Source organism: Frateuria sp. YIM B11624 (assembly GCF_049727805.1).
Taxonomy (GTDB): Bacteria; Pseudomonadota; Gammaproteobacteria; order Xanthomonadales; family Rhodanobacteraceae; genus Frateuria_A.
The window spans coordinates 49,702-69,225 of record NZ_JBCNYA010000023.1 but is presented as its reverse complement, the minus strand read 5'-3'; the positions used below and the strand labels follow the sequence as shown (position 1 = coordinate 69,225).

General features: G+C 69.6%; 20 protein-coding genes and 1 pseudogene. 11 read left to right on the top strand and 10 right to left on the bottom strand.

What is annotated here, in order from left to right; genetic code table 11:
* The 7 genes from AAIL17_RS12770 to AAIL17_RS12740 form a co-directional block, all read left to right on the top strand.
* Positions 1-348: hypothetical protein (locus AAIL17_RS12770; RefSeq protein WP_424683226.1), on the top strand; the 348-nt coding region annotated here is incomplete at its 5' end.
* A gap of 158 nt (positions 349-506) precedes the next feature.
* Positions 507-1,991: an MFS transporter gene (locus AAIL17_RS12765; protein WP_424683225.1), complete on the top strand. Its 1,485-nt coding sequence runs from the start codon at positions 507-509 to the stop codon at positions 1,989-1,991.
* Between the two features lie 132 nt (positions 1,992-2,123).
* Positions 2,124-2,936: a phytanoyl-CoA dioxygenase family protein gene (locus AAIL17_RS12760; protein WP_424683224.1), complete on the top strand. Its 813-nt coding sequence runs from the start codon at positions 2,124-2,126 to the stop codon at positions 2,934-2,936.
* Positions 2,933-4,048, top strand: coding sequence for a zinc-binding dehydrogenase (locus AAIL17_RS12755; RefSeq protein WP_424683223.1), 1,116 nt, complete (start codon positions 2,933-2,935; stop codon positions 4,046-4,048). Before AAIL17_RS12760 ends, AAIL17_RS12755 begins: the two co-directional genes overlap by 4 nt.
* Entirely contained in the window at positions 4,045-4,860 is an 816-nt protein-coding gene (locus AAIL17_RS12750) for an alpha/beta hydrolase (RefSeq protein WP_424683222.1), read from the top strand. The genes AAIL17_RS12755 and AAIL17_RS12750 overlap by 4 nt, the downstream gene beginning before the upstream one ends.
* A 42-nt stretch (positions 4,861-4,902) precedes the next feature.
* The gene (locus tag AAIL17_RS12745; RefSeq protein WP_424683221.1) at positions 4,903-6,471 is read left to right on the top strand and encodes an alpha-amylase family glycosyl hydrolase; all 1,569 of its coding nucleotides are present in this window, start codon (positions 4,903-4,905) and stop codon (positions 6,469-6,471) included.
* Between the two features lie 22 nt (positions 6,472-6,493).
* Complete coding sequence (locus AAIL17_RS12740) at positions 6,494-7,393, top strand: helix-turn-helix transcriptional regulator (RefSeq protein ID WP_424683220.1); 900 nt, start codon at positions 6,494-6,496, stop codon at positions 7,391-7,393.
* Here AAIL17_RS12740 and AAIL17_RS12735 read toward each other — a convergent pair.
* Complete coding sequence (locus tag AAIL17_RS12735) at positions 7,315-8,463, bottom strand: aldo/keto reductase (protein ID WP_424683219.1); 1,149 nt, start codon at positions 8,461-8,463, stop codon at positions 7,315-7,317. The genes AAIL17_RS12740 and AAIL17_RS12735 overlap by 79 nt on opposite strands.
* A gap of 97 nt (positions 8,464-8,560) precedes the next feature.
* On the opposite strand from AAIL17_RS12735, the gene AAIL17_RS12730 reads away from it, so the two are divergent.
* Positions 8,561-9,472 carry a LysR family transcriptional regulator gene (locus AAIL17_RS12730; protein ID WP_424683218.1) on the top strand — a complete coding sequence of 304 codons (912 nt, stop codon included), beginning with the start codon at positions 8,561-8,563 and terminating at the stop codon, positions 9,470-9,472.
* Positions 9,473-9,502: 30 nt separating this feature from the next.
* On the opposite strand, the gene AAIL17_RS12725 is transcribed toward AAIL17_RS12730, so the two are convergent.
* Entirely contained in the window at positions 9,503-9,661 is a 159-nt protein-coding gene (locus AAIL17_RS12725) for a hypothetical protein (RefSeq protein WP_424683217.1), read from the bottom strand.
* Positions 9,662-9,769: 108 nt separating this feature from the next.
* Positions 9,770-11,140 (bottom strand): formimidoylglutamate deiminase, encoded by a 1,371-nt coding sequence (locus tag AAIL17_RS12720; protein ID WP_424683216.1) that lies wholly within the window; start codon positions 11,138-11,140, stop codon positions 9,770-9,772.
* Positions 11,141-11,274: 134 nt separating this feature from the next.
* Here AAIL17_RS12720 and AAIL17_RS12715 point away from each other — a divergent pair, with 134 nt between their 5' ends.
* From AAIL17_RS12715 to hutI, 3 genes are all read left to right on the top strand, one after another.
* On the top strand, positions 11,275-12,840 hold the full coding sequence (locus tag AAIL17_RS12715; protein WP_424683215.1) for a GNAT family N-acetyltransferase: 1,566 nt from the start codon (positions 11,275-11,277) through the stop codon (positions 12,838-12,840).
* A 64-nt stretch (positions 12,841-12,904) separates the two neighbouring features.
* Entirely contained in the window at positions 12,905-14,332 is a 1,428-nt protein-coding gene (locus AAIL17_RS12710; RefSeq protein WP_424683214.1) for a chloride channel protein, read from the top strand.
* Entirely contained in the window at positions 14,329-15,558 is a 1,230-nt protein-coding gene (gene hutI, locus AAIL17_RS12705; protein WP_424683213.1) for an imidazolonepropionase, read from the top strand. The genes AAIL17_RS12710 and hutI overlap by 4 nt, the downstream gene beginning before the upstream one ends.
* A 92-nt stretch (positions 15,559-15,650) precedes the next feature.
* On the opposite strand, the gene AAIL17_RS12700 is transcribed toward hutI, so the two are convergent.
* The 7 genes and pseudogenes from AAIL17_RS12700 to AAIL17_RS12670 all read right to left on the bottom strand — a co-directional run bounded on the left by AAIL17_RS12700 (position 15,651) and on the right by AAIL17_RS12670 (position 19,494).
* Positions 15,651-15,839 carry a hypothetical protein gene (locus AAIL17_RS12700; RefSeq protein WP_424683229.1) on the bottom strand — a complete coding sequence of 63 codons (189 nt, stop codon included), beginning with the start codon at positions 15,837-15,839 and terminating at the stop codon, positions 15,651-15,653.
* Positions 15,840-15,926: 87 nt separating this feature from the next.
* A pseudogene (locus tag AAIL17_RS12695) lies at positions 15,927-16,451 on the bottom strand (cysteine hydrolase family protein); the annotation flags it as partial.
* Between the two features lie 13 nt (positions 16,452-16,464).
* On the bottom strand, positions 16,465-16,932 hold the full coding sequence (locus tag AAIL17_RS12690; protein WP_424683212.1) for a hemerythrin domain-containing protein: 468 nt from the start codon (positions 16,930-16,932) through the stop codon (positions 16,465-16,467).
* A 140-nt stretch (positions 16,933-17,072) separates the two neighbouring features.
* On the bottom strand, positions 17,073-17,234 hold the full coding sequence (locus AAIL17_RS12685; protein ID WP_424683211.1) for a 30S ribosomal protein THX: 162 nt from the start codon (positions 17,232-17,234) through the stop codon (positions 17,073-17,075).
* A 143-nt stretch (positions 17,235-17,377) separates the two neighbouring features.
* Positions 17,378-18,313, bottom strand: a complete 936-nt coding sequence (locus AAIL17_RS12680; RefSeq protein ID WP_424683210.1) for a cation diffusion facilitator family transporter — start codon at positions 18,311-18,313, stop codon at positions 17,378-17,380.
* Positions 18,314-18,360: 47 nt separating this feature from the next.
* Entirely contained in the window at positions 18,361-18,783 is a 423-nt protein-coding gene (locus AAIL17_RS12675; protein ID WP_424683209.1) for a MerC domain-containing protein, read from the bottom strand.
* A gap of 243 nt (positions 18,784-19,026) precedes the next feature.
* Entirely contained in the window at positions 19,027-19,494 is a 468-nt protein-coding gene (locus tag AAIL17_RS12670; RefSeq protein ID WP_424683208.1) for a transcriptional repressor, read from the bottom strand.
* Positions 19,495-19,524 lie beyond the last annotated feature (30 nt).

Genomic DNA, 19,524 nt, shown 5'->3' with positions numbered 1-19,524 from the left:
AAAATTACTGCCGCCGAGTTGCGCGTCGGCATCGGCGACGATGCCGACGCGAAGGCGCATTGCCTGGACGTGCCGTCCAGCGGCGTCCCCGCCCAGGCCTCGCAGGTCACGCTCGCGGGCGTACCGTTCACCCGCTTCCATGCCGCGGACGCGGCGATGAGCCACTACCTGAATGTGGACGCGTATCGCGCGGTCCACGCCGGCCGCTGCTACGCCATCGACCTGGTGATCACCGGCACGCGTCCGGAGGTCTACGACCCGCCGGCCAAGCCGCCCTTCGCGCAGGACGACGCGCGGCGGCGGCTGGGCGAGGCGCTCGCAGGCCTGCGGTTCCTGCCGGGCGGTTGACGCCCGCAAGCCGTCTGCCGTTCCCGCTGCATACGTATGCAGGCAACGACTGCCTCGCGGTCGGGTTACCTTCGCCGACGACGGAGCGGCGCGCGAAGCCTGCGTGTCGCGCGACCGCACGCCCCGCCGCCCCCTTCCCGCTGCCGACGACGAGTGCCATGAGGAATCAACCCGCCCTGTCGTTCTGGCAGATCTGGAACATGTGCTTCGGCTTCCTGGGCATCCAGTTCGGCTTCGCGCTGCAGACCGCGCAGGTGAGTCGGATCTTCCAGACGCTGGGCGCCTCGCTGGACCGCATCCCGCTGCTGTGGGTCGCCGCGCCGGTCACCGGGCTGCTGGTGCAACCGATCGTCGGCTACTGCTCCGACCGCACCTGGACGCGGCTGGGACGGCGCCGCCCCTACTTTCTCGCCGGCGCGCTGCTTGCTGCCCTGTCGCTGCTGTGGATGCCGAACGCACCGACACTATGGACCGCGGCGGCCCTGCTGTGGCTGATGGACGCCTCGATCAACGTGTCGATGGAGCCGTTCCGCGCCTTCGTCGGCGACCAGTTGCCGCCGCGCCAGCGCCCGCTCGGGTTCGCCATGCAGAGTTTCTTCATCGGCATCGGTGCGGTGGTCGCCTCGGCGATGCCGTGGCTGCTGGCTCGGTTCGGCGTGGACAACACCGCGCCTGCCGGCGCCATTCCCGACACGGTCAAGTTCGCCTTCTACGCCGGCGGCATCGTGCTGCTGGGCGCAGTCGGCTGGACCGTGGCGAGCACGCGCGAATATCCGCCCGAAGCGCTCGGCACGGACCTCGCCGCACCCGCCGCCATTCCGGCGGCGGCCAGCGCCGGCGCCGCGCGTACCGGAACAACGTGGCTGTTCACCGGTGTCGCCGGGGCGGCGTTGATCCGGTGGTGGGGCCTGCAGCCGGAGATGTACCTGCTGGCCGCGGGACTGGCCGCCTATGGCCTGTCCCTGCTCTGGCTGGCCCGCACGCGCAGCCGCGGCGTGCTCGCGCAGGTACTGGCCGACGTGCGCACGATGCCGCAGGCGATGCGCCGGCTCGCCTGGCTGCAGTTGTTCTCCTGGTTCGCGCTGTTCGCGATGTGGATCTACGCGACCGCCGCGGTGGCGCAGGTGCATTTCGGCAACATCGATCCGCAATCGGCCGCCTACAACGACGGTGCCAACTGGGTGGGCGTGCTGTTCGCCGCCTACAACGGCTTCGCCGCGCTGGCTGCGCTGGCCATCCCTTCGATGGTGCGCTGGTGGGGACTGCGCGCCGCCCATCTGGTGAACCTCTGGCTGGGCGGCGCGGGACTCTTGTCGTTCCTGCTGATCCGCGACCCGCACTGGCTGCTGCTGCCGATGGTCGGGGTGGGTTTCGCCTGGGCATCGATCCTGTCGCTGCCCTACGCGATGCTCTCGGACAACCTGCCGCCGGCGAAGATGGGCGTGTACATGGGCATCTTCAATTTCTTCATCGTCATCCCGCAACTGGTCGCCGCCAGCGTATTGGGCCAGTTGCTCAGGCGCTTCTTCCACGGGCAGCCGATCTGGGCGCTGGCGCTGGGCGGCGCGAGCCTGTTCCTTGCCGGCCTGTGCACGCTGCGCGTGCAGGGCGCCACGGCGCCGGCACCCGCGCCGGTCGCCTGAGCCTCGTCCGGAGCGGACCCGGGCAGGTCATGAATCCGATAGTCCGGGCCGCCGGCTGGACAAGCCTCGCCGATGCCATGCTGCGGCACCGTTCCTACCATGGACCGGAACCCGCACGGACTTCAGCCCCGCATGACGATCGACCTCGCCCGCCCCTACCCGCTGTCCGAACGCCAACGGGCCGACTTCCGCCGCGACGGCTTCATCCGACTCAAGGATGTCTTCAGCGCGGACGAGCTCATGCACTACGGCGCCGAGATCACCCGGCTGACCATCGCGCTCAACACCCAGACCCTGCCGCTGGAGCAGCGCAGCACCTACGACCGCGCCTTCCTGCAGGTGATGAACCTGTGGGAGGAAAGCGACACCGTGCGCGAATTCGTCTTCGGCCGCCGCCTCGCCGGGCTCGCCGCGGCACTGCTCCAGGTCGAAGGCGTGCGGCTCTACCACGACCAGTCGCTGTACAAGGAACCCAACGGCGGGATCACTCCCTCGCACGCCGACCAGTACTACTGGCCGCTGGCCAGCGACCGCACGATCACCGCGTGGGTACCGCTGCAGGCGGTGCCGCAGGAGATGGGCCCGCTGGCCTTCTACGCCGGCAGCCAGTCGGTGGAGTTCGGCCGCGACCTGGGCATTTCCGACGAGAGCGAGCGGGCGATCACCGCGAACATGGAAGCGCAGGGCTTCCGCGTGGTGGATGAGCCGTTCGCGCTGGGCGAGGTGAGCTTCCACCTGGGCTGGACGTTCCACCGCGCCGGCCCCAACCGCTCGGACCGCCCGCGCTCGGTGATGACGGTGATCTACATGGATCGCGACATGCGGCTGAAGGCGCCGGAGAACCACATGCAGCGCGCCGACTGGGAACGCTGGTGCCCCGGCGCCGTGCCCGGCCAGGTGATCGACACGCCGAAGAACCCGGTGCTGTTCGAACCCGCGCCATGAGCAGTGCGACCGTCACCGGTCCGGCCGTGATCGCCGATGGCGAGGGCCGCTTCGTGGTCGACACGATCGAGGTCGACCCGCCGGGTCCTGGCGAGGTGCGCGTGGCCATCGCCGCCGCGGGCGTCTGCCACACCGACCACGCCTCGCTGTGCTGGCCCGGGCCGCTGGTCATGGGCCACGAAGGCGCCGGCCACGTCGAAGCCACCGGCGAAGGCGTGGAGGGTTTCGTCGTCGGGCAACCGGTGCTGCTCAACTGGGCGATTCCCTGCGGCAATTGCTTCCAGTGCGCGCGCGGCGCCGATCCCCTGTGCGAGCGCACGCACGAGCTGGACGTGCCCCGGCTGGGCGACAGCCGCGCGCATCCGGGCGGCACGCGCTGGCGCGGCCGGCCGGTCGATCGCGCGTTCCACCTCGGCACCTTCGCCAGCCATGCGCTGGTGCGCGCCGAAGCGGTGACGCCGCTGCCGCCGAACCTCCCGCTGGAACTGGCCTGCATCCTCGGCTGTGCCGTAATGACCGGCGTCGGCTCGGCGATCAACGTCGCGAACGTGCTGCCGGGCGATGCGGTCGCCGTGCTGGGCTGTGGCGGCGTGGGCCTGAACGTGATCCAGGGCGCGCGAATCGCCGGCGCCGGCACGATCATCGCGATCGATCGCGTGCCGGCTCGGCTCGACCTCGCGGTCCGACTGGGCGCCACCCATGTGTTGTCGACCGATGGCGATGCGGACCACGTCCGCCTGCTCGCCGAGGTGCGCGAACTGACTGGCGGGCGCGGCGCCGACCACGCCTTCGAGGCCACCGGACGGCCCGAACTGGCGTTCCTTCCGCTGCAACTGGTCCGCAACGGCGGCAACGCACTGCAGGTGAGCGGCGCGCACGGCCCCGCCACGCTGCCGTTGACGGACCTGTTCTGGAACAAGCGCTACATGGCACCGCTCTACGGCGGCTGCGTGCCCAGCCGCGACTTCCCGCGACTGTACGACTGGCACGCCCAGGGCCTGCTGGAACTGGCCTCGCTGGTCAGCCACCGCTATCGGCTGGAATCGCTGGACCGCGCCTTCGTGGACATGCTGGACGGCCGCAGCACCAAGGGCGTGTTGCTCGTCGCATGAAGGACGATTCGCCCTTCCGCACCCTCGAGCGGTCCGATCCGGCGGTGGCCGCCGCCGGGCTGGAGTTCGTCACCGTGAAGAGCCGTGCGCTCGGGCGGCGCGCCGACGTCACGCTGTTCGTCCCCCCGGCCGCGCGGGGCCTGGACGACCTCCCGATCGTCGTGCTGCTGCACGGCGTGTTCGGCTCGCACTGGGCGTGGGCATTGAAGGGCCGGGCCCACCTGACGACCGCGCGGCTGGTCGACCAAGGCGTGCTGCCGCCGGTCGCCTTGCTGATGCCTTCGGATGGGCTCTGGGGCGACGGTTCCGGTTACGTGCAACAGGCGGGCACGGACGCCGAACGCTGGATCCTCGACGAGATGCCGGCGCTGGCACGCGAGGTGGTCGAAGGATGCACGCACCGCTCGCCGCTGCTGGTGGCGGGCCTGAGCATGGGCGGCTTCGGCTCCCTGCGCCTGGCCGGCAAGCATCCGACGCGGATCGCCGCCGCCGCCGCGTTGTCGGCGATTACCGATGCCTCGCAATTCGAGCGATTGATCGAGGAAGACCGCGCCGGTTGGAGCGCCTCGCCCGCCGACCGCAGCGTGCTCGCGGCGCTGACCGGCGCACGCGCCCCGCTGCCGCCGATCCGCATCGACTGCGGCCGCGACGATCCCTACATCGACGCCAATCGTGGACTGCACGGTGCGCTGCTCGAAGCCGGCATCTCGCATCGCTACGTCGAGGGCGAGGGCGGACACGACTGGCCCTACTGGAGCGCCACGCTGGAGGGCGTGCTGCGCTTCTTCGGTGAGGTGCTGCGTGGCCGCTAAGGGTGCGTTCGCTCTCATGACCGAATCGACCGGAGAACCCGCATGAACCTCGCAAAGCTGGCCCGATGGCTCGTCCTCGCCCTGCTCCTGCCGACGGCATCCGTCGCCGCGCAACGCGTCGAACCGCCACGCGCCGCGCCGCAGGACGAAGTCTTCTACCAGATCTTCGAACGCAGCTTCCGCGACTCCAATGGCGACCGCATCGGCGACCTGAAGGGCCTGACCTCGCGCCTGGACTACCTCAGGCAGTTGGGCATCACCTCGATCCTGCTTACGCCGCTGCAGCCTTCGCCCTATTACCACAACTACTTCGCCACCGACTTCCGCGCGGTCGAGCCGACCTATGGCACGCGCGAGGACTACCTCGCCTTTCTGCGCGCCGCCCACGCGCGCGGACTGAAGGTCTACCTCGACGAGGAATTCCAGTACGTCGGCGAGGGCCATCCGTGGTGGCGCGACTCGATCGGCAAGCCGCACGGCAAGTACGCCGATTACCTGTTGTGGCGCGATCCGCAGCACCACGTCGCCGAACCGTTCCTCGACCGCGCGCGCTGGCGCGGCTACGACGGCCGCGACATCGGCATCGCCATGGTGAATCTGCACAACCCCGAGGTGCAGCGTTACTTCCGCGAGCTGCTGCTGTACTGGGCCGACCCACACGGCGACGGCAGCGGCCGCGACGGCGTCGACGGCTTCCGCATGGACCACATGATGGACAACCTGGACCACAAGGGACTGGACAAGCACCTGTTCGCCGATTTCTGGACGCCGCTGATCCAGGCGCTCAAGGCGCGCCGGCCGGAGCTGCGCATCCTCGCCGAGCAGGCCGGCTGGGGCTACGGCGGTCAGTGGCTGACACAGGGCCATGCGGACATGGTGTTCGCGTTCCCCCTGCGCGGCGCGCTGGTACAACTGGACAAGCACGCCATCGTCAAGGCGCTGCGCGAGACCGCCGCCATCACGCCGCCGGGCAAGGACCAGGTGCTGCTGCTGGAAAACCACGACATCGACCGCTTCATGTCGATCGTCGAGGGCGACCAGGCCCGTGCACGCGCCGGCGCCGCCATCGAACTGACGCTCAAGGGCGAACCGCTGATCTACTACGGGCAGGAACTGGGCATGCGCGGCAAGGCGCTGCCGCACGAGGACTCGGACGCCACCCAGATTCCCATGCGCGAGGCGTTCCGCTGGACGGCGGACCTGGACGCCGCCGGCTCGGCCATCTGGTACCGCGGCGGCGAGCGCTGGTGGACCGGTCGCTACAACCGCTCGCACGACGGCGTTTCGCTGGAAGAGGAACAGTCCGATCCGGATTCGCTGTACGCGTGGTACCGCACGCTGCTGGCGCTGCGCCACGACCGGCCTGAACTGCGCCGGGGCGACCAGCGCATCCTCTGCGACGACGCCTCCGCGGTGCTGTGCATCCTGCGCACGCAAGGCACGCGGCGCACGCTGCTGCTGGTCAATCTCGGCGATACTGACGCGCGCCCGGCGCTCGGCGAGGCGTTGCCCGCCGCGGCACACTGGCGCAACCTGCTCGACGACCATCCCGCCGGTCCGCTCGATGCGATTCTGCATCCGATGCAAGTGAGGCTGCTCGGCACCGACTGACGGACCAACCGACGGAGAACCCATGGCACTGCCGCACCTCGACCGCCCGATCTGCGAGCCGGTCGAGCTGCGCCCCGGCGCGCCCGTGCGCGCCGAGCGCGTGCGGCAGGGACGCCAGACCCCGGCCAGCGATCCGTTCGTGCATTTCCACGACGTGCACGAACTGGTGCTGTTCGGCGCCGTCGGCGGTCGTTTCACCGCTGAGGACCGCCGCTACCCGCTGGCGCCGCGCTCACTGGCGTTCGTGCCTTCGATGCGCCAGCACGACTTCGCGCTCCAGGCAGGACCGCGCGACTGGGTGCTGGTGCAGATCGAGGCTGCTGCCGGCGAGGCGCTGGCGCGTTCACCCGGCCTGGAACGCCTGCGCGAACCGTTCTGCGCCCTGCCCGATCCGGCGATGCATCGGCGGCTGACGGCGCTGGCCGAATGGCTCGCCGAACTGCCGGCGGCCGATCCCCTGGCGTTGCCGCTGGCCGAGGCGCTGCTGCGCGCAGCGGTGCGCGCGCCGATGGTCGGCGGCAGGAAGGTCGCCGCCCAGGCCGCCGCACTGCAGCGCCTGCGCCCGGCCATCGACCGGCTGCGCCGCGATCCGGCCGGCGCGCCCGGCGCGGAACAGGCCGCGGCGCTGTGCGCGCTGTCGCCTGCCTACTTCAGCCGCCGCTTCAAGCAGCAGGTCGGCATGAGCTGGAGCGACTACGTCCGCACGCACCGCCTGCACCTGGCCAGCCGGCGCCTGCTGGAGACCGGACAGAGTGTCGCCGCGATCGCCTACGACCTGGGCTTCTCCACCCCCTCGCATTTCGGCGAGCTGTTCCATCACCGCTTCGGCATGACGCCGCGCGACTACCGCCGCGCCGCGCTGCCCGCATCCGGCGTGAACACCGGCGCCGGAGCCGGTTCGATCCAGGTCGGCGACGCATAGCCCGCCGGCTTGTCGCCGACGCCCACGCCGCCGTGGATGCCGACCTGCTGGGTCGGCTCGAAGAAGCTGTAGGGGAACTGCGACGGCAGGGCGGAAATGACATCCAGGCGGCGCATCGCGGCTTCATCCAGCGGACGCTCCAGCGCGGCGAGGTTGTCCTCGAACTGTTGCAGGTTGCGCGCACCCAGGATCACCGAACCCAGGCCGGGCTGGCGCGCGGCCCACTGCACCGCGACCTGCGCCATGCTCAGCCCGCTCTCGCGCGCCACCTGCTCGACCTCGGCCACGACCGCCCAGTTGCGCGGCGTGAACTTGTCCATCAGCGACGGCAGGCCCATCGTCTTGACCGCCTGCAGGCGCCCTTCGCCTTCGCCGTCACGCCCGGCCTCGCTGGGCTTGTACTTGCCCGAGAGCAGGCCCATCGCCAAGGGACTCCACGCGGTGATGCCCATGCCGAGCTCCTGCGCCAGCGGCACGTACTCGCGCTCGATGTTGCGCTCCACCAGCGAATACTGCAGTTGCAGGTTGACCAGCGGATGCAGGTGATGCGCGCGGGCCAGCGTCTGCATGTGCGCGGCGTACCACGCCGGTACGTCGGACAGGCCGGCATGGCGGATCTTGCCCGCGCTCACCAGGTCGTCCAGCGTCTGCAGCACTTCCTCGGCCGGCGTGATGCGGTCCCAGGTGTGCAGCAGGTAGAGATCGATGTAATCGGTGCGCAGGCGGCGCAGCGAGCCGTCCAGCGCGCGCAGGATGTTCTTGCGCCCGTTGCCGCCCGCGTTCGGGTTGCCCGGCTGCGCGTTGTAGCTGAACTTGGTGGAGAGCACCACGCGGTCGCGCGCGCCGGCCTGTTCGATGAACTTGCCCAGCAGGGTTTCGCTGTGGCCCTCGGTGTAGAGGTCGGCCGTGTCGATGAAGTTGCCGCCGGCGGCGAGGTAGCGGTCGAACATCGCGCGGGCGGTGTCTTCGCCGGCACCCCAGCCCCAGTTCTCGCCGAAGGTCATGGTGCCCAGCGCGAGCGGGCTGACGCGCAGGCCGGAGCGGCCGAGGGTGTAGTAGCGGTCGAGCATGGCGGGACTCCTGTTGGGGAACGCGGCAAAGTCTGCACCTTGCGATTGCGCGGAAAAATCCCGATGCTCTGCATGCTTTTTTAAGCATGCCTAAACAATGCGCGACGACCACACTCCTGCCCTGCGCGCCTTCCACGCGATCGCGCGGCATGGCAGCTTCACCCGCGCCGCGGCCACGCTGGAGGTCACGCCGTCGGCGCTGAGCCAGACCCTGCGCCAGCTCGAGCAACGGCTGGGCGTGCGGCTGCTGCAACGGAGCACGCGCAAGGTGGGCCTGACCGAGGCCGGCCGCCTGTTCCTCGAGCGCATCACGCCGGCGCTGGCGCAAATCGACGAGGCGGTCGAGGCCCTGCGCCAGCACGGCGAACGCCCGGCCGGCCTGCTGCGCGTCACCGCGCCGCGCAACCTGATCGACCAGTTGATCGTGCCGGTGCTGGGCGATTTCCTGCGCACCTACCCGCAGGTCACGCTGGAGCTGCTCGGCGACAACACGCTCACCGACCTGGTCGCGCAGGGCATCGATGCCGGCATCCGGCTCGGCGAGCGGCTGGCACGCGACGTGGTGGCCGTGCCGCTGGGCGGTCCGCTGCGCTCGGTGGTGGTGGGCTCACCCGACTACTTCGCGCGGCATGGCCGGCCCGCGCATCCGCGCGAGCTGGCACAGCACGCGTGCGCGCGCTTCCGCTACACCGGCTCGGGCGCGATCTACCGCTGGGAGTTCGCGCACCCGGCCGGCAAGCAACGCGGGCGCTGGTTCGATGTCGACGTCGACGGTCCGCTGATCGCCAACGAGCCGCCGCCGACGATCCAGGCCGCACTCGACGGCGTGTTGCTGGCGCATGTCCTGGAACCGATGGTGCGCAACCACGTCGCGGCCGGCCGGCTCGAGACGGTGCTCGACGCATGGACGCCACCGTTCGATGGCTTCCACCTGTTCTATCCGAGCCGCCAGCAGGTGCCGCCGAAGCTGCGCGTGTTCATCGATTTCCTGCGCGAGCGCCTGGCCTGACGCGCGCACCCGGCGCGCCGGGTGTGTCGCTCAGCGGTAACGCCAGTGGCTCTCGACCCAGACGTGGTGAGAGGCCCAGTGGCCGGGGACCCAGACGCGGGCGCGGTGGGCCGGCACGACCACGCAACCGGCGAGCGACAGACTGCCTGCCAGCAGCAGGGCGGCGGTGAACAGCGACGTACGACGCATGGGTGGAACCTCGCGTAGGGATGTGAGCGCCAGAACGCCCACGCCCATGGGCCGATGACGCGCCAGCGCTCCGGCCATACCTGCCGTTCAGCCAGGAATCGCGGTCCGTTACACCTGCCTTAGGCGCTGTACCGTGTCGCGGTAGCGCTGTGCGATGCGCTCCTCGTCGTGGTGACGGAAACCGCGCACCACCCAGCGGCCGCCGCACATCACGTCGCGCACCAGCGGCGCGTTGCCGGCGAAGACGAAACTGTCCAGCAGCGCCGGCTCCTCGCGCGCGGCGAGCAGCGGCGAGCCGTCGTCGAGCACCAGCAGGTCGGCACGCCGGCCCGGCTGCAGTGCGCCGACCGGCAGTCCCGCCACCTGTGCGCCGCCCTTGAGCGCAGCCCGCCACAAGGTGTTCCCGACGCTCGCGCCTTCGTGCCGCGCGGCGATGTTGCGATGACGGGTGGCCAGGCGCTGGCCGTATTCGAGCCAGCGCAGTTCCTCCACCGGGGAGACGGAAATGTGCGAGTCCGAACCGATGCCCAGCGTGCCGCCCGCATCGAGGTAGTCGGCCAGCGGAAACAGTCCGTCGCCCAGGTTGGCCTCGGTGGTCGGGCACAGCCCGGCGACCGCACCGCTGCGCGCCACGCGCGCGGTTTCGTCGTCGCTCAGGTGGGTCGCGTGCACCAGACACCAGCGCGCATCGACCTCGGCATGGTCCAGCAACCATTCGACCGGGCGGGCGCCGCGGATCGACAGGCAGTCCTGCACCTCGCCCAGTTGCTCGGCGATGTGGATGTGGATCGGCCCCTGCTGCGCCAGGCCGCTGGCGAGCACCGCCTGCAGGGCGTCCTCCGGCACGGCGCGCAACGAGTGCAGCGCGACGCCCACGCACAGGTCGTCGGCCTCGATCGCGCGCAGGGACTGGAGTAGGCGCAGGTAGGCGTCCACCTCGTGGCCGAAGCGACGCTGCCGGACGCCCAGCGGACGGCCGTCGAAGCCGCCGCGCATGTACAGCACCGGCAGCAGGGTCAACGCGATGCCGGCCTCGCGCGCCGCATCGACCAGCGCCAGCGACATCGCCTCGGCTTGCGCGTACGGGGCGCCGTCGGGCCGGTGGTGCAGGTAGTGGAACTCGCAGACCTGCGTGTAGCCGGCCTTGAGCATCTCCACGTAGAGCTGGGCGGCGATCGCCTTGAGGTCGTCCGGGCCGATCGCGGCGGCGAAGGCGTACATGGTCTCGCGCCAGCTCCAGAAACTGTCATCCATTCTTCCGCGCCGCTCGGCCAGGCCGGCCATGGCTCGCTGGAAGGCGTGCGAATGCAGGTTGGGCATGCCCGGCAGCACCCAGGTGCCGAGCGTCTCGGCCGGACCGTCCTCCACCGCCTGCAGCGTGCCGTCGGCGTCGATGCCGAAGATGCCGTCGCGGGTCCAGCCATCGTCCTGCCACAGGTGGCCGGCATGGCAGCGGCGGAGGCGGTTGGACTGGGTCATGGGCATCTCCCGGGCGAGGCCACCAGTGTAGCGGGGGAGCCTGAGCCTTCCCCTGCCGGATGGGGAATGCCGGATGGGGAAAGGGCCACGTCCGGCCGACGATTCCACCACAAACCGTTTTGGATACTGCCGCCATGCCCAAGAAGACGCCCGAGCAAACCGCCAAGCTGCTGCTGCGCCAGGCCCGGCCGGACGACGTGCCTGCCCTGGTCGATCTCACCGCGCGCGTGTACTCGCCCGAATGGGGCCATTCGGCCGAGATGCTGCGCTCCCAGCAGACCCACTTCCCCGAAGGCCAGTTCGTCGTCGAGTACGCGGGCAAGGTGGTCGGCTATTGCGCGACGTTCCGCATCGACGAGGCCACCGCGCTCAAGCCGCATACCTGGACGCAGATCACCGGCGGCGGCATGGCCTCGCGGCACAAGGCCGACGGCGATTGGCTGTATGGCATGGAGGTGGTGGTGCATCCGGACTACCGCGGCATGCGCATCGGCCAGCGGCTATACCACGCCCGCAAGCGGCTGTGCATGGACCTGAAGCTGCGCGGCATCGTGTTCGGCGGACGCATTCCCGGCCTGGCCAGGAACATCGCTCGCTACGGCAGCGCCGAGAACTACACGCAGGCGGTGGTGTCCGGCGCGCGGCGCGACGCCACGCTGAGCTTCCAGCTTGCCAACGGCTTCGAGGTGATCGGCCTGCTGCGCGCCTACGTGCCCTCGGACCACGAATCGCTGGGCTGGGCGGTGCACCTGGTGTGGCGCAACCCTGCCCTGCTCGACCATCCGGACATCCCCTCGATCCCCTCGCCGAAGCACCTGCCGGACCTGGTGCGGGTAGCCTCGGTGCAGTACCTGCAAAGACGGATCCGCTCGTTCGAGGAGTTCGCCACGCAGGTGGAGTACTTCACCGACATCGCCGCCGACTACAACGCCGACTTCGTCGCCTTTCCCGAGCTGATCACGCTGCAGTTGCTGTCGATCGAGAACGAGGAGCTTTCCGCGGTCGCGGCGATCCGCAAGCTCAGCCACTACACGCCGCAGGTGAAGGAGCTCTTCAGCCGGCTGGCAGTGCGTTACAACATCAACATCATCGCCGGCTCGCATCCGACCGAGCAGCCCAATGGCGACATCCACAACGTCTGCTACGTGTGCCTGCGCGACGGCTCGCTGCACGAACGCGAGAAGCTGCATCCCACGCCCAGCGAGCGCAACGTGTGGAACATCACCGGCGGCGAGAGCGCAGCGACGATCCAGACCGACTGCGGCCCGATCGGCGTGATGATCTGCTACGACGCGGAGTTCCCCGAGGTCGCCCGGCACCTGGTCGACCAGGGCGCGCTGATCCTGTTCGTACCCTTCTGCACGGACGTGCGCGAAGGCTACCTGCGCGTGCGCTACTGCGCGCAGGCGCGCGCGATCGAGAACCAGTGCTACGTGGTGCTCTCGGGCAACGTGGGCAACCTGCCAGGCGTCAACAACTTCGACATCCAGTACGGGCAAAGCTGCATCCTCACGCCCAGCGACTTCCCGTTCGCGCGCGACGGCGTGGCGGCGGACTCCACGCCCAACATCGAAACAGTGCTGTTCGCCGACCTGCGGCTGGAGAGCCTGGCCCGCGCGCGCAATGCCGGCGCCGTGACCAACCTCAAGGACCGGCGCTTTGACCTGTACGAGATGCGCTGGCGGCCGCAGCCGTTGTAGCCGGGGCGGGACCCCTCTCGCATATGGAGACCTGCCATCGCGCGGGGTCTGCGATAATCGCCCGATGCCCGCCTCGAACCCGCGCCTGCAGGCCCTGCTCGGCCACGAATTCTTCGCCCCGCACCAGTGGAAGCGGCGCATCGCGCTGTGGAGCGGCGCGATACTGGTCGCGCTGGCGGCGATCCTGTTCGCCAAGGCCAGCACCTGGGCCTACCAGTTGTTCCTGCGCATCCTGGCGCATGGCGTGTGGATCCCGCTGATCCTCACGCCCGCGGTATTCGGCCTGCTGTCCTGGTCCACCGCCGGCCGCTTCCGCGCCACCCGCGGCAGCGGCATTCCGCAGGCGATCGCGACGCTGCACGTCGAGGACGAATCGTTCCGGAAGAACATGCTTTCGCTGCCGATCGCCGCCGGCAAGATGCTGCTCACGCTGGTCGCGCTCGCCGCCGGCGCCTCGATCGGGCGCGAGGGCCCGACCGTGCACGTGGGCGCCGGACTCTTCTACACCTTCGCCCGGCGCTTCGGTTTCAGCGATCCGAAGGCGGCCTCGCGCTTCATCCTGGCCGGCGGTGCGGCCGGCATCGCGGCGGCGTTCAACACGCCGCTCGCCGGCGTGGTGTTCGCCATCGAGGAACTGGCCGGCACCTTCGAGCACCGCTTCAGCGGCCTGCTGCTCACCGCGGTGATCGTCGGCGGCGTGGTGTCGCTGGGCGTGATGGGCAACTACGCCTATTTCGGTGAGGTGGAGGCCAGCCTGCCGCTGGGCCATGCCTGGCTGGCGGTGCTGCTGTGCGGGGTCGTCTGCGGCCTGCTGGGGGGGCTGTTCGCACGGTTGATCCTGCTCAGCCGGCGCGGCCCGCTGGCGCGCATCGGCGCGCTGCGCGCGCGCTGGCCGGTCGCCTTCGCCACCGGCTGCGGGCTGGTGCTGGCGGTGCTCGGCGTGCTGTGCCACGGGACGGTCTACGGCACCGGCTACGACCAGGCGCGCGCCATCGTGCAGCAGGCGGCGGTCACGCCCGGCGAGAGCTTCGGCCTGGCCAAGCTCGCCGCCAACGTGGTGTCGTACTGGGCCGGCATTCCCGGCGGCATCTTCTCGCCGGCGCTCGCGGTAGGCGCCGGGCTTGGGCAGAACATCGCGCACTTCCTGCCCGGCGTGCCGGCCGCCGCGGTGGTGCTGCTGGGCATGAGCGCATACCTCTCCGGCGTCACCGGCGCGCCGCTCACCTCGGCAGTGATCGCGATGGAGCTGACCGACAACCAGGCGATGATCATTCCGGTCATGGCCGCCTGCCTGCTGGCCCGCGCCGCGTCGTCGCTGCTCAGCCCCACGCCCGTCTACAAGGATTTCGCCGAACGGCTGGTGCAGGAGTTCGAACGCCAGCAGGCCGCCCACCACCTGCCGCCGGAGCCGGTCGAACACGTCGGGCCGAGCTCCGCCTTCGACGAACCGGCCGCTCCCCCCGACACCCCCGTTTCCCGGGAACAGCCATGACCACGCCCCGCTGGGACCACCTGCTGCTCGACGCCACGCTGGCCACCTTCGCCGGCGACCGACCGTTCGGGCTGATCGAACGCGGTGCGCTGGCGTTGAAGGACGGTCGCATTGCCTGGGTCGGTCCCGTCGCGGAGCTTTCCGGCGCGCCCGAGACGCTGGCCGCAACGATCCAATCCCTCGACGGCGCGCTGGTCACCCCCGGCCTGGTCGACTGCCATACGCACCTGGTGTTCGGCGGCGACCGCGCGCACGAGTTCGACCTGCGCCTCAATGGCGCCAGCTACGAAGAGATCGCACGCGCAGGCGGCGGCATCGCCTCGACCGTCCGCGCCACTCGCGCCGCCGACGAGGACGAACTGCTGCGGCAGAGCCTGCCGCGCGCACGGGCGCTGCTGCGCGACGGCGTGACCACCGTGGAGATCAAGTCCGGCTACGGACTGGAGCTGGCGGCCGAGCGGCGCATGCTGCGGGTGGCGCGGCGCATCGGCGAGGTGTTGGGCATCGGCGTGCGCACCAGCTTCCTCGGCCTGCATGCGCTGCCGCCGGAGTATCGCGAGCGGCGCGCGGACTACGTCGCGCTGGTGAGCGACACGATGCTGCCGGCCCTGGCCGCCGAAGGCCTGGTCGACGCGGTGGATGCCTTCTGCGAAGGCATCGGCTTCAGTCGCGAAGAAACCGCGCGCGTGTTCGAGCGAGCCAGGACGCGGGGCATTCCGGCCAAGCTGCATGCCGAGCAATTGTCCGACCTCGACGGTGCGGCACTGGTAGCCGAATATCGCGGGCTTTCGGCCGACCATCTGGAGCACCTCAGCGCATCGGGCATCCGCGCCATGGCGGCGGCCGGCACCGTGGCGGTGCTGCTGCCCGGCGCCTTCTATGCCCTGCGCGAAACCCGCCTGCCGCCGATCGATGCATTGCGCACGCATGGCGTGCCGATCGCGGTCGCCACCGATTGCAATCCGGGCACGTCCCCGCTGCTCTCGCTGCGGCTGGCGGCGAACATGGCCTGCACGCTGTTCCGGCTCACGCCCGAGGAAGCGCTGCGCGGCGTCACGGTGAATGCCGCCCGCGCGCTCGGCCTGTCCGACCGCGGCACGCTGGCGGTGGGACAGCGGGCGGACCTGGCGGCCTGGAACACCCGCACGCCCGCCGAGCTTTGCTACTGGATCGGTGGCGACCTGCTGCGGGCGCTGTGGATCGGCGGCGCGCCGGCGACGCTGTAACTCATCTTCACAGGCGCGGCGGCCCCACGCGAGCCTTCTCCAAGTTCCCTCGCCACTCAGTCGGAAGCGATCGCTCGGCCAGTCCGCCGGGCTCAGTCCTCCGGCGTCTTGGCCGGAATGAAGGGCGACACCGGATCGCTGGCGGGGAAGGTTTCCTCCACCGCCTCGTCGGTCAGCTCGCTCTCGTGTGCCTTGCGGCCCTGCCGCTCGTTCTCGGTCTCCTGGCGCTGCGGCTTGACGCAATCGGGATGCTTGATGTCTTTGCGGTCGTGGCTGGTCATCTTCTGGCTCCGCTGAGTGTTGTCCCATTCCGGAAGGCGCGCGTCGATGCGATTGATGTCGGCCTTGGCGACCTCCTGCATGCAGGAAAGCGCGCGCTGGTTGCGCAAGGTCGTCTGCGAGGCGATACCGTCGGCCGGCACCCATAGCGCAAACCGGCGCATCTGCGCGTCCAGCGCGGTGCGCAGCACGCAGTCGTCGCCGGCGATGCCGACCAGGGCCAGCGCGTCGACCTCGAGCTTCTCCGGCAGCGTGCAAAGCGGCGTTTCGTAGAACGCCGAATGGCGCGGCTTGAGGACTAAGTAGTCCTCTACGCCCGGCAGCAGGCCATCGCTCAACACGCCGCCGCGCGAGCCGACCCGCCGGCAGTGCTCGATGACCTTGGCAAGGTCGGCGTGCCAGCGGCCGAAGTTGTCATTGGCGTAGATCACCGGCAGGCCGTGCGCGTGGTACCAGTCGCGCAGGTGCCCGATCGCGCTGGCCACCGGCATGGCCTGTTCGAGCAGTTCCTCGCCGCCCTCGAATTCGAGGTCGTTGAGCATGTCGACGATCAGCAGGGCGCTGCGTTCCGGCTCGAAGGACGCCTCGTGACCGCGCTGGCCTGTTTCCGCCATCTTCTCTGCCACCTCAGGCCGCTTCGGCCTGCTTCTTCAGTTCGACCTTGCGCCTGGCGAGCTGGTCGCCCAGTGTTTCCAGCGCCTCCTTGCCCATCAGCGCCCTGGCGCGCTTGAACATCTCCTTTTCTTCTTCATCGGCGTGGTGCTCGAACAATTCCTTGAGCACCTTGGCGCGACCGGAAAACTTCTCGCTGTCGACCTCGGTCCGGAGCAGGTCCGGCAACACCAGCTCGCCCGCTGCGCGGTGTTCCTCCAGCGCCTCGAAGTACATCTTGGCGTCGTCCTTGCCGTCACCGGCTTTCTTGAACGCCGGATAGAAGATCTCCTCCTCGATGGCGTTGTGGACCGTGAGGTTGGTCTGGATCTTCTGCAGCAACTCCTTGCGCTTCTTCACGCCACGCGTGGTGGTGCCGGCCAGTTCCTCCAGCAGCGCCTTCATGTTCTTGTGGTCCTGCTTCAAAAGCTCGATTGCGTTCATGCCAACTCCGCTGCGCCCCTGCCTGCCGCACGTTTCCATGCCCGCGGTGAAGCGCGTGTCTTCCCCGGTTAATCGCCGCGGAATGCAAAAAAAAAGCCCCCGCTTTCGGCGAGGGCTTTCGGGACCGCGAGCGGATTCGCTCAGGCGGACTTCTTCTTCGGCGCGGCCTTCTTGGCGGCGGCCGGCTTAGTCACGTTGGTCTTGGCGCCGACCACGGCCGGCTGCGCATCGTGCGCGCGGGTGTTGCCGTAGCTGCCACGATAGGTCTTGCCGCGACGGGTCTTGCGATCGCCCTTACCCATGGGAACTCCTTGATTCGTAATGCGTGAATGGCCCGACATCGTAGCAGCGAAGGGGCAAAGCGCAAGGGGATTCCAGTGCCCGCGAGGTCCTGCCGGGCCGGCACCGTGCGCGCCATCGACGGGGCATGGCCCGCCGTGTCCGCTCAATGGTGTCCGTGCCCGAGACAGTCGCGCGCGTGGTCGGTGCACGGCCCCGCATCCACCTGCACGGTCACGTGCAGGATGCCGAAGCGCTGGCGCAGCAGGCCATGGATCGCAGCGATGGCACCGGCCCCATCGCCGTCGCTCACCTGGGCATGCAGGGTCGCCATGCGCGAGCCGGAGGCCAGCTGCCACACGTGCAGGTGGTGGATGTCGCGGATGGACGCGTCGGCCTGGCGCAGGGCCTGTTCGACCTCGCCCACGTCCAGGTCCTCGGGCACGCCCTCGAGCAGGATGTGTGCCGACTTGCGCAGCAAGCGCCAGGCGCCGCCCAGGATCAGCAGCGAGACCAGCAGCGAGAGCACCGGATCGGCCCAGTTCCAGCCCATGAAGCGCACCGCCAGTGCCGCGAGCACCGCGCCGAACGAACCGAGCAGGTCGCCCAGCACGTGCAGGCTGGCACCGGCCATGTTGACGTCGTCGTGGGCATGGCCGTGCAGGACGCGTAGCACCACCAGGTTGACCAACAGGCCCACCGCGGCCACCGCCAACATCACGCCGGACAGGATCGGGCCCGGGTGCATCAGCCGGGTTACCGCCTCGTAGGCGATGAAGCCGACCAGCACGAACTGGGTCAAGGCATTGACGAAACCCGCCAGCACTTCCAGTCGTCCGTAGCCATAGCTGCGACGCGCGTCGGCCGGGCGCAGCGCAAGCCGCGCCCCGATAAAGGCCAGCGCGAGCGCGAGCGCATCGACCATCATGTGCCCGGCATCGGCAAGCAGCGCCAGCGAGCCGGACCACAGGCCGCCGACGGCCTCGGCCAGCAGCATCAAGAGGGTGAGCAGGAAGGCGACCAGCAGCTTGCGTCCGCGTGCGCCGGAGTGCCCGTGGTCGTCGTCGTGATGCGGGTGCGGGTGGTCGTGCGGCTCGATCATCGCGACATCGTAGGAACGCCCCTTCGCGTTACACAATCACCGCGCGCTCAATGCGCGCAGCCGGGGGCATGCACGTGCGGCTGGCGGCGATCCAGCCGCAGGTTGACGAAATGCGCGCTTGCCAGCAGCACGCCGCCGCAGGTGACCAGCACGCTGTGCAACGTGATCGGATATTGTTCCGCCACCGTGACGCCGAGCAGCAGCAGCAACAACCCGGGAAACGCCAGAAGCAGCGGCGCCGGTCGGTGGTGCCGCCGGTAGCCGTTGACCAGGGTGAGCAGCGCCAGCGCGCACGCAAACACCACGAAGGCCCGTTCGAAGCGATGATCGGCAAGGAATTCCAGTCCCACCAGCGGCAGCATGGCGAGCACGAAAGGCAGCGCCGCGCAGTGGATCGCGCACAGGAACGAGGCGATCGCGCCGAGACGGTCGGCGGCCTGCCATGCGCGGGATGTCGAAGGTCGGTCCATCGGTGAGGTCGGTGGAGGCTGCAAGTGATGTTACATTATAACGGTCCGCCTGTCATGGACCGGCAACCGGTGGTCAACCGGACCGTCGCAACCGCGTTCCAGAATGGCTGAACGCAGGCCGCGGGGCCTGCTCTCCCGAACATCCGGTTTTCCGGTGCGGCAACGTTCCCTCCCCGCCAACGCCGGAAAAACGCGGGGCGCGATACGGGATGTATCGCGCCCCGCACTTTTTCGCTTTCCTGCTCAGCCCTTGCGGCAGTGCTTGCACAGGCCATGGACTTCCAGCGTCTGCGCCTGCGGCCGGAAGCCGAAGGCGCGTGCCTGCGCCTCGATCAGTTCGGCGACACGCGCATCGCAGACTTCCTGGGCGCTGGCGCAGTTGTCGCAGATCAGGAACGGTACCTGGTGCGCCTCGGCCGGATGGTGGCAGGAAACATAGGCGTTGATGGATTCGAGCTTGTGGATGAAGCCCTGCTCGAGCAGGAAATCGAGCGCGCGATAGACCGTCGGCGGCGCCGCATTGCCGTGGCGCTCGCGCAAGTGATCGAGCAGGTCATACGCCTTGACCGGCTTGCCCGCCGCGGCGACCAGTTCCAGTACTTCCTTGCGCAGCGGAGTCAGCCGCAGGCCGCGGTCCTCGCTGGCCTGCTCGACCGCGGCGACGAAACTCTCGGCGTCTTCGACGTGATGTGAGTGGAGCTTGGCTGACACGTTCGACCCATCCGGTTGCTGCCCCCGATG

What these genes read in the sequence shown, in the direction of transcription:
- AAIL17_RS12730 (WP_424683218.1), top strand. Translation starts at nt 8,561, where the DNA reads ATGCGCGACGACCACACTCCTGCCCTGCGCGCCTTCCACGCGATCGCG.
- AAIL17_RS12710 (WP_424683214.1), top strand. Translation starts at nt 12,905, where the DNA reads ATGCCCGCCTCGAACCCGCGCCTGCAGGCCCTGCTCGGCCACGAATTC.
- AAIL17_RS12720 (WP_424683216.1), bottom strand. Translation starts at nt 11,140, where the DNA reads ATGACCCAGTCCAACCGCCTCCGCCGCTGCCATGCCGGCCACCTGTGG.
- AAIL17_RS12760 (WP_424683224.1), top strand. Translation starts at nt 2,124, where the DNA reads ATGACGATCGACCTCGCCCGCCCCTACCCGCTGTCCGAACGCCAACGG.
- AAIL17_RS12680 (WP_424683210.1), bottom strand. Translation starts at nt 18,313, where the DNA reads ATGATCGAGCCGCACGACCACCCGCACCCGCATCACGACGACGACCAC.
- AAIL17_RS12700 (WP_424683229.1), bottom strand. Translation starts at nt 15,839, where the DNA reads ATGACCAGCCACGACCGCAAAGACATCAAGCATCCCGATTGCGTCAAG.
- AAIL17_RS12740 (WP_424683220.1), top strand. Translation starts at nt 6,494, where the DNA reads ATGGCACTGCCGCACCTCGACCGCCCGATCTGCGAGCCGGTCGAGCTG.
- AAIL17_RS12725 (WP_424683217.1), bottom strand. Translation starts at nt 9,661, where the DNA reads ATGCGTCGTACGTCGCTGTTCACCGCCGCCCTGCTGCTGGCAGGCAGT.
- AAIL17_RS12750 (WP_424683222.1), top strand. Translation starts at nt 4,045, where the DNA reads ATGAAGGACGATTCGCCCTTCCGCACCCTCGAGCGGTCCGATCCGGCG.
- AAIL17_RS12745 (WP_424683221.1), top strand. Translation starts at nt 4,903, where the DNA reads ATGAACCTCGCAAAGCTGGCCCGATGGCTCGTCCTCGCCCTGCTCCTG.
- AAIL17_RS12715 (WP_424683215.1), top strand. Translation starts at nt 11,275, where the DNA reads ATGCCCAAGAAGACGCCCGAGCAAACCGCCAAGCTGCTGCTGCGCCAG.
- AAIL17_RS12675 (WP_424683209.1), bottom strand. Translation starts at nt 18,783, where the DNA reads ATGGACCGACCTTCGACATCCCGCGCATGGCAGGCCGCCGACCGTCTC.
- AAIL17_RS12765 (WP_424683225.1), top strand. Translation starts at nt 507, where the DNA reads ATGAGGAATCAACCCGCCCTGTCGTTCTGGCAGATCTGGAACATGTGC.
- AAIL17_RS12735 (WP_424683219.1), bottom strand. Translation starts at nt 8,463, where the DNA reads ATGCTCGACCGCTACTACACCCTCGGCCGCTCCGGCCTGCGCGTCAGC.
- AAIL17_RS12755 (WP_424683223.1), top strand. Translation starts at nt 2,933, where the DNA reads ATGAGCAGTGCGACCGTCACCGGTCCGGCCGTGATCGCCGATGGCGAG.
- hutI (WP_424683213.1), top strand. Translation starts at nt 14,329, where the DNA reads ATGACCACGCCCCGCTGGGACCACCTGCTGCTCGACGCCACGCTGGCC.
- AAIL17_RS12685 (WP_424683211.1), bottom strand. Translation starts at nt 17,234, where the DNA reads ATGGGTAAGGGCGATCGCAAGACCCGTCGCGGCAAGACCTATCGTGGC.
- AAIL17_RS12690 (WP_424683212.1), bottom strand. Translation starts at nt 16,932, where the DNA reads ATGAACGCAATCGAGCTTTTGAAGCAGGACCACAAGAACATGAAGGCG.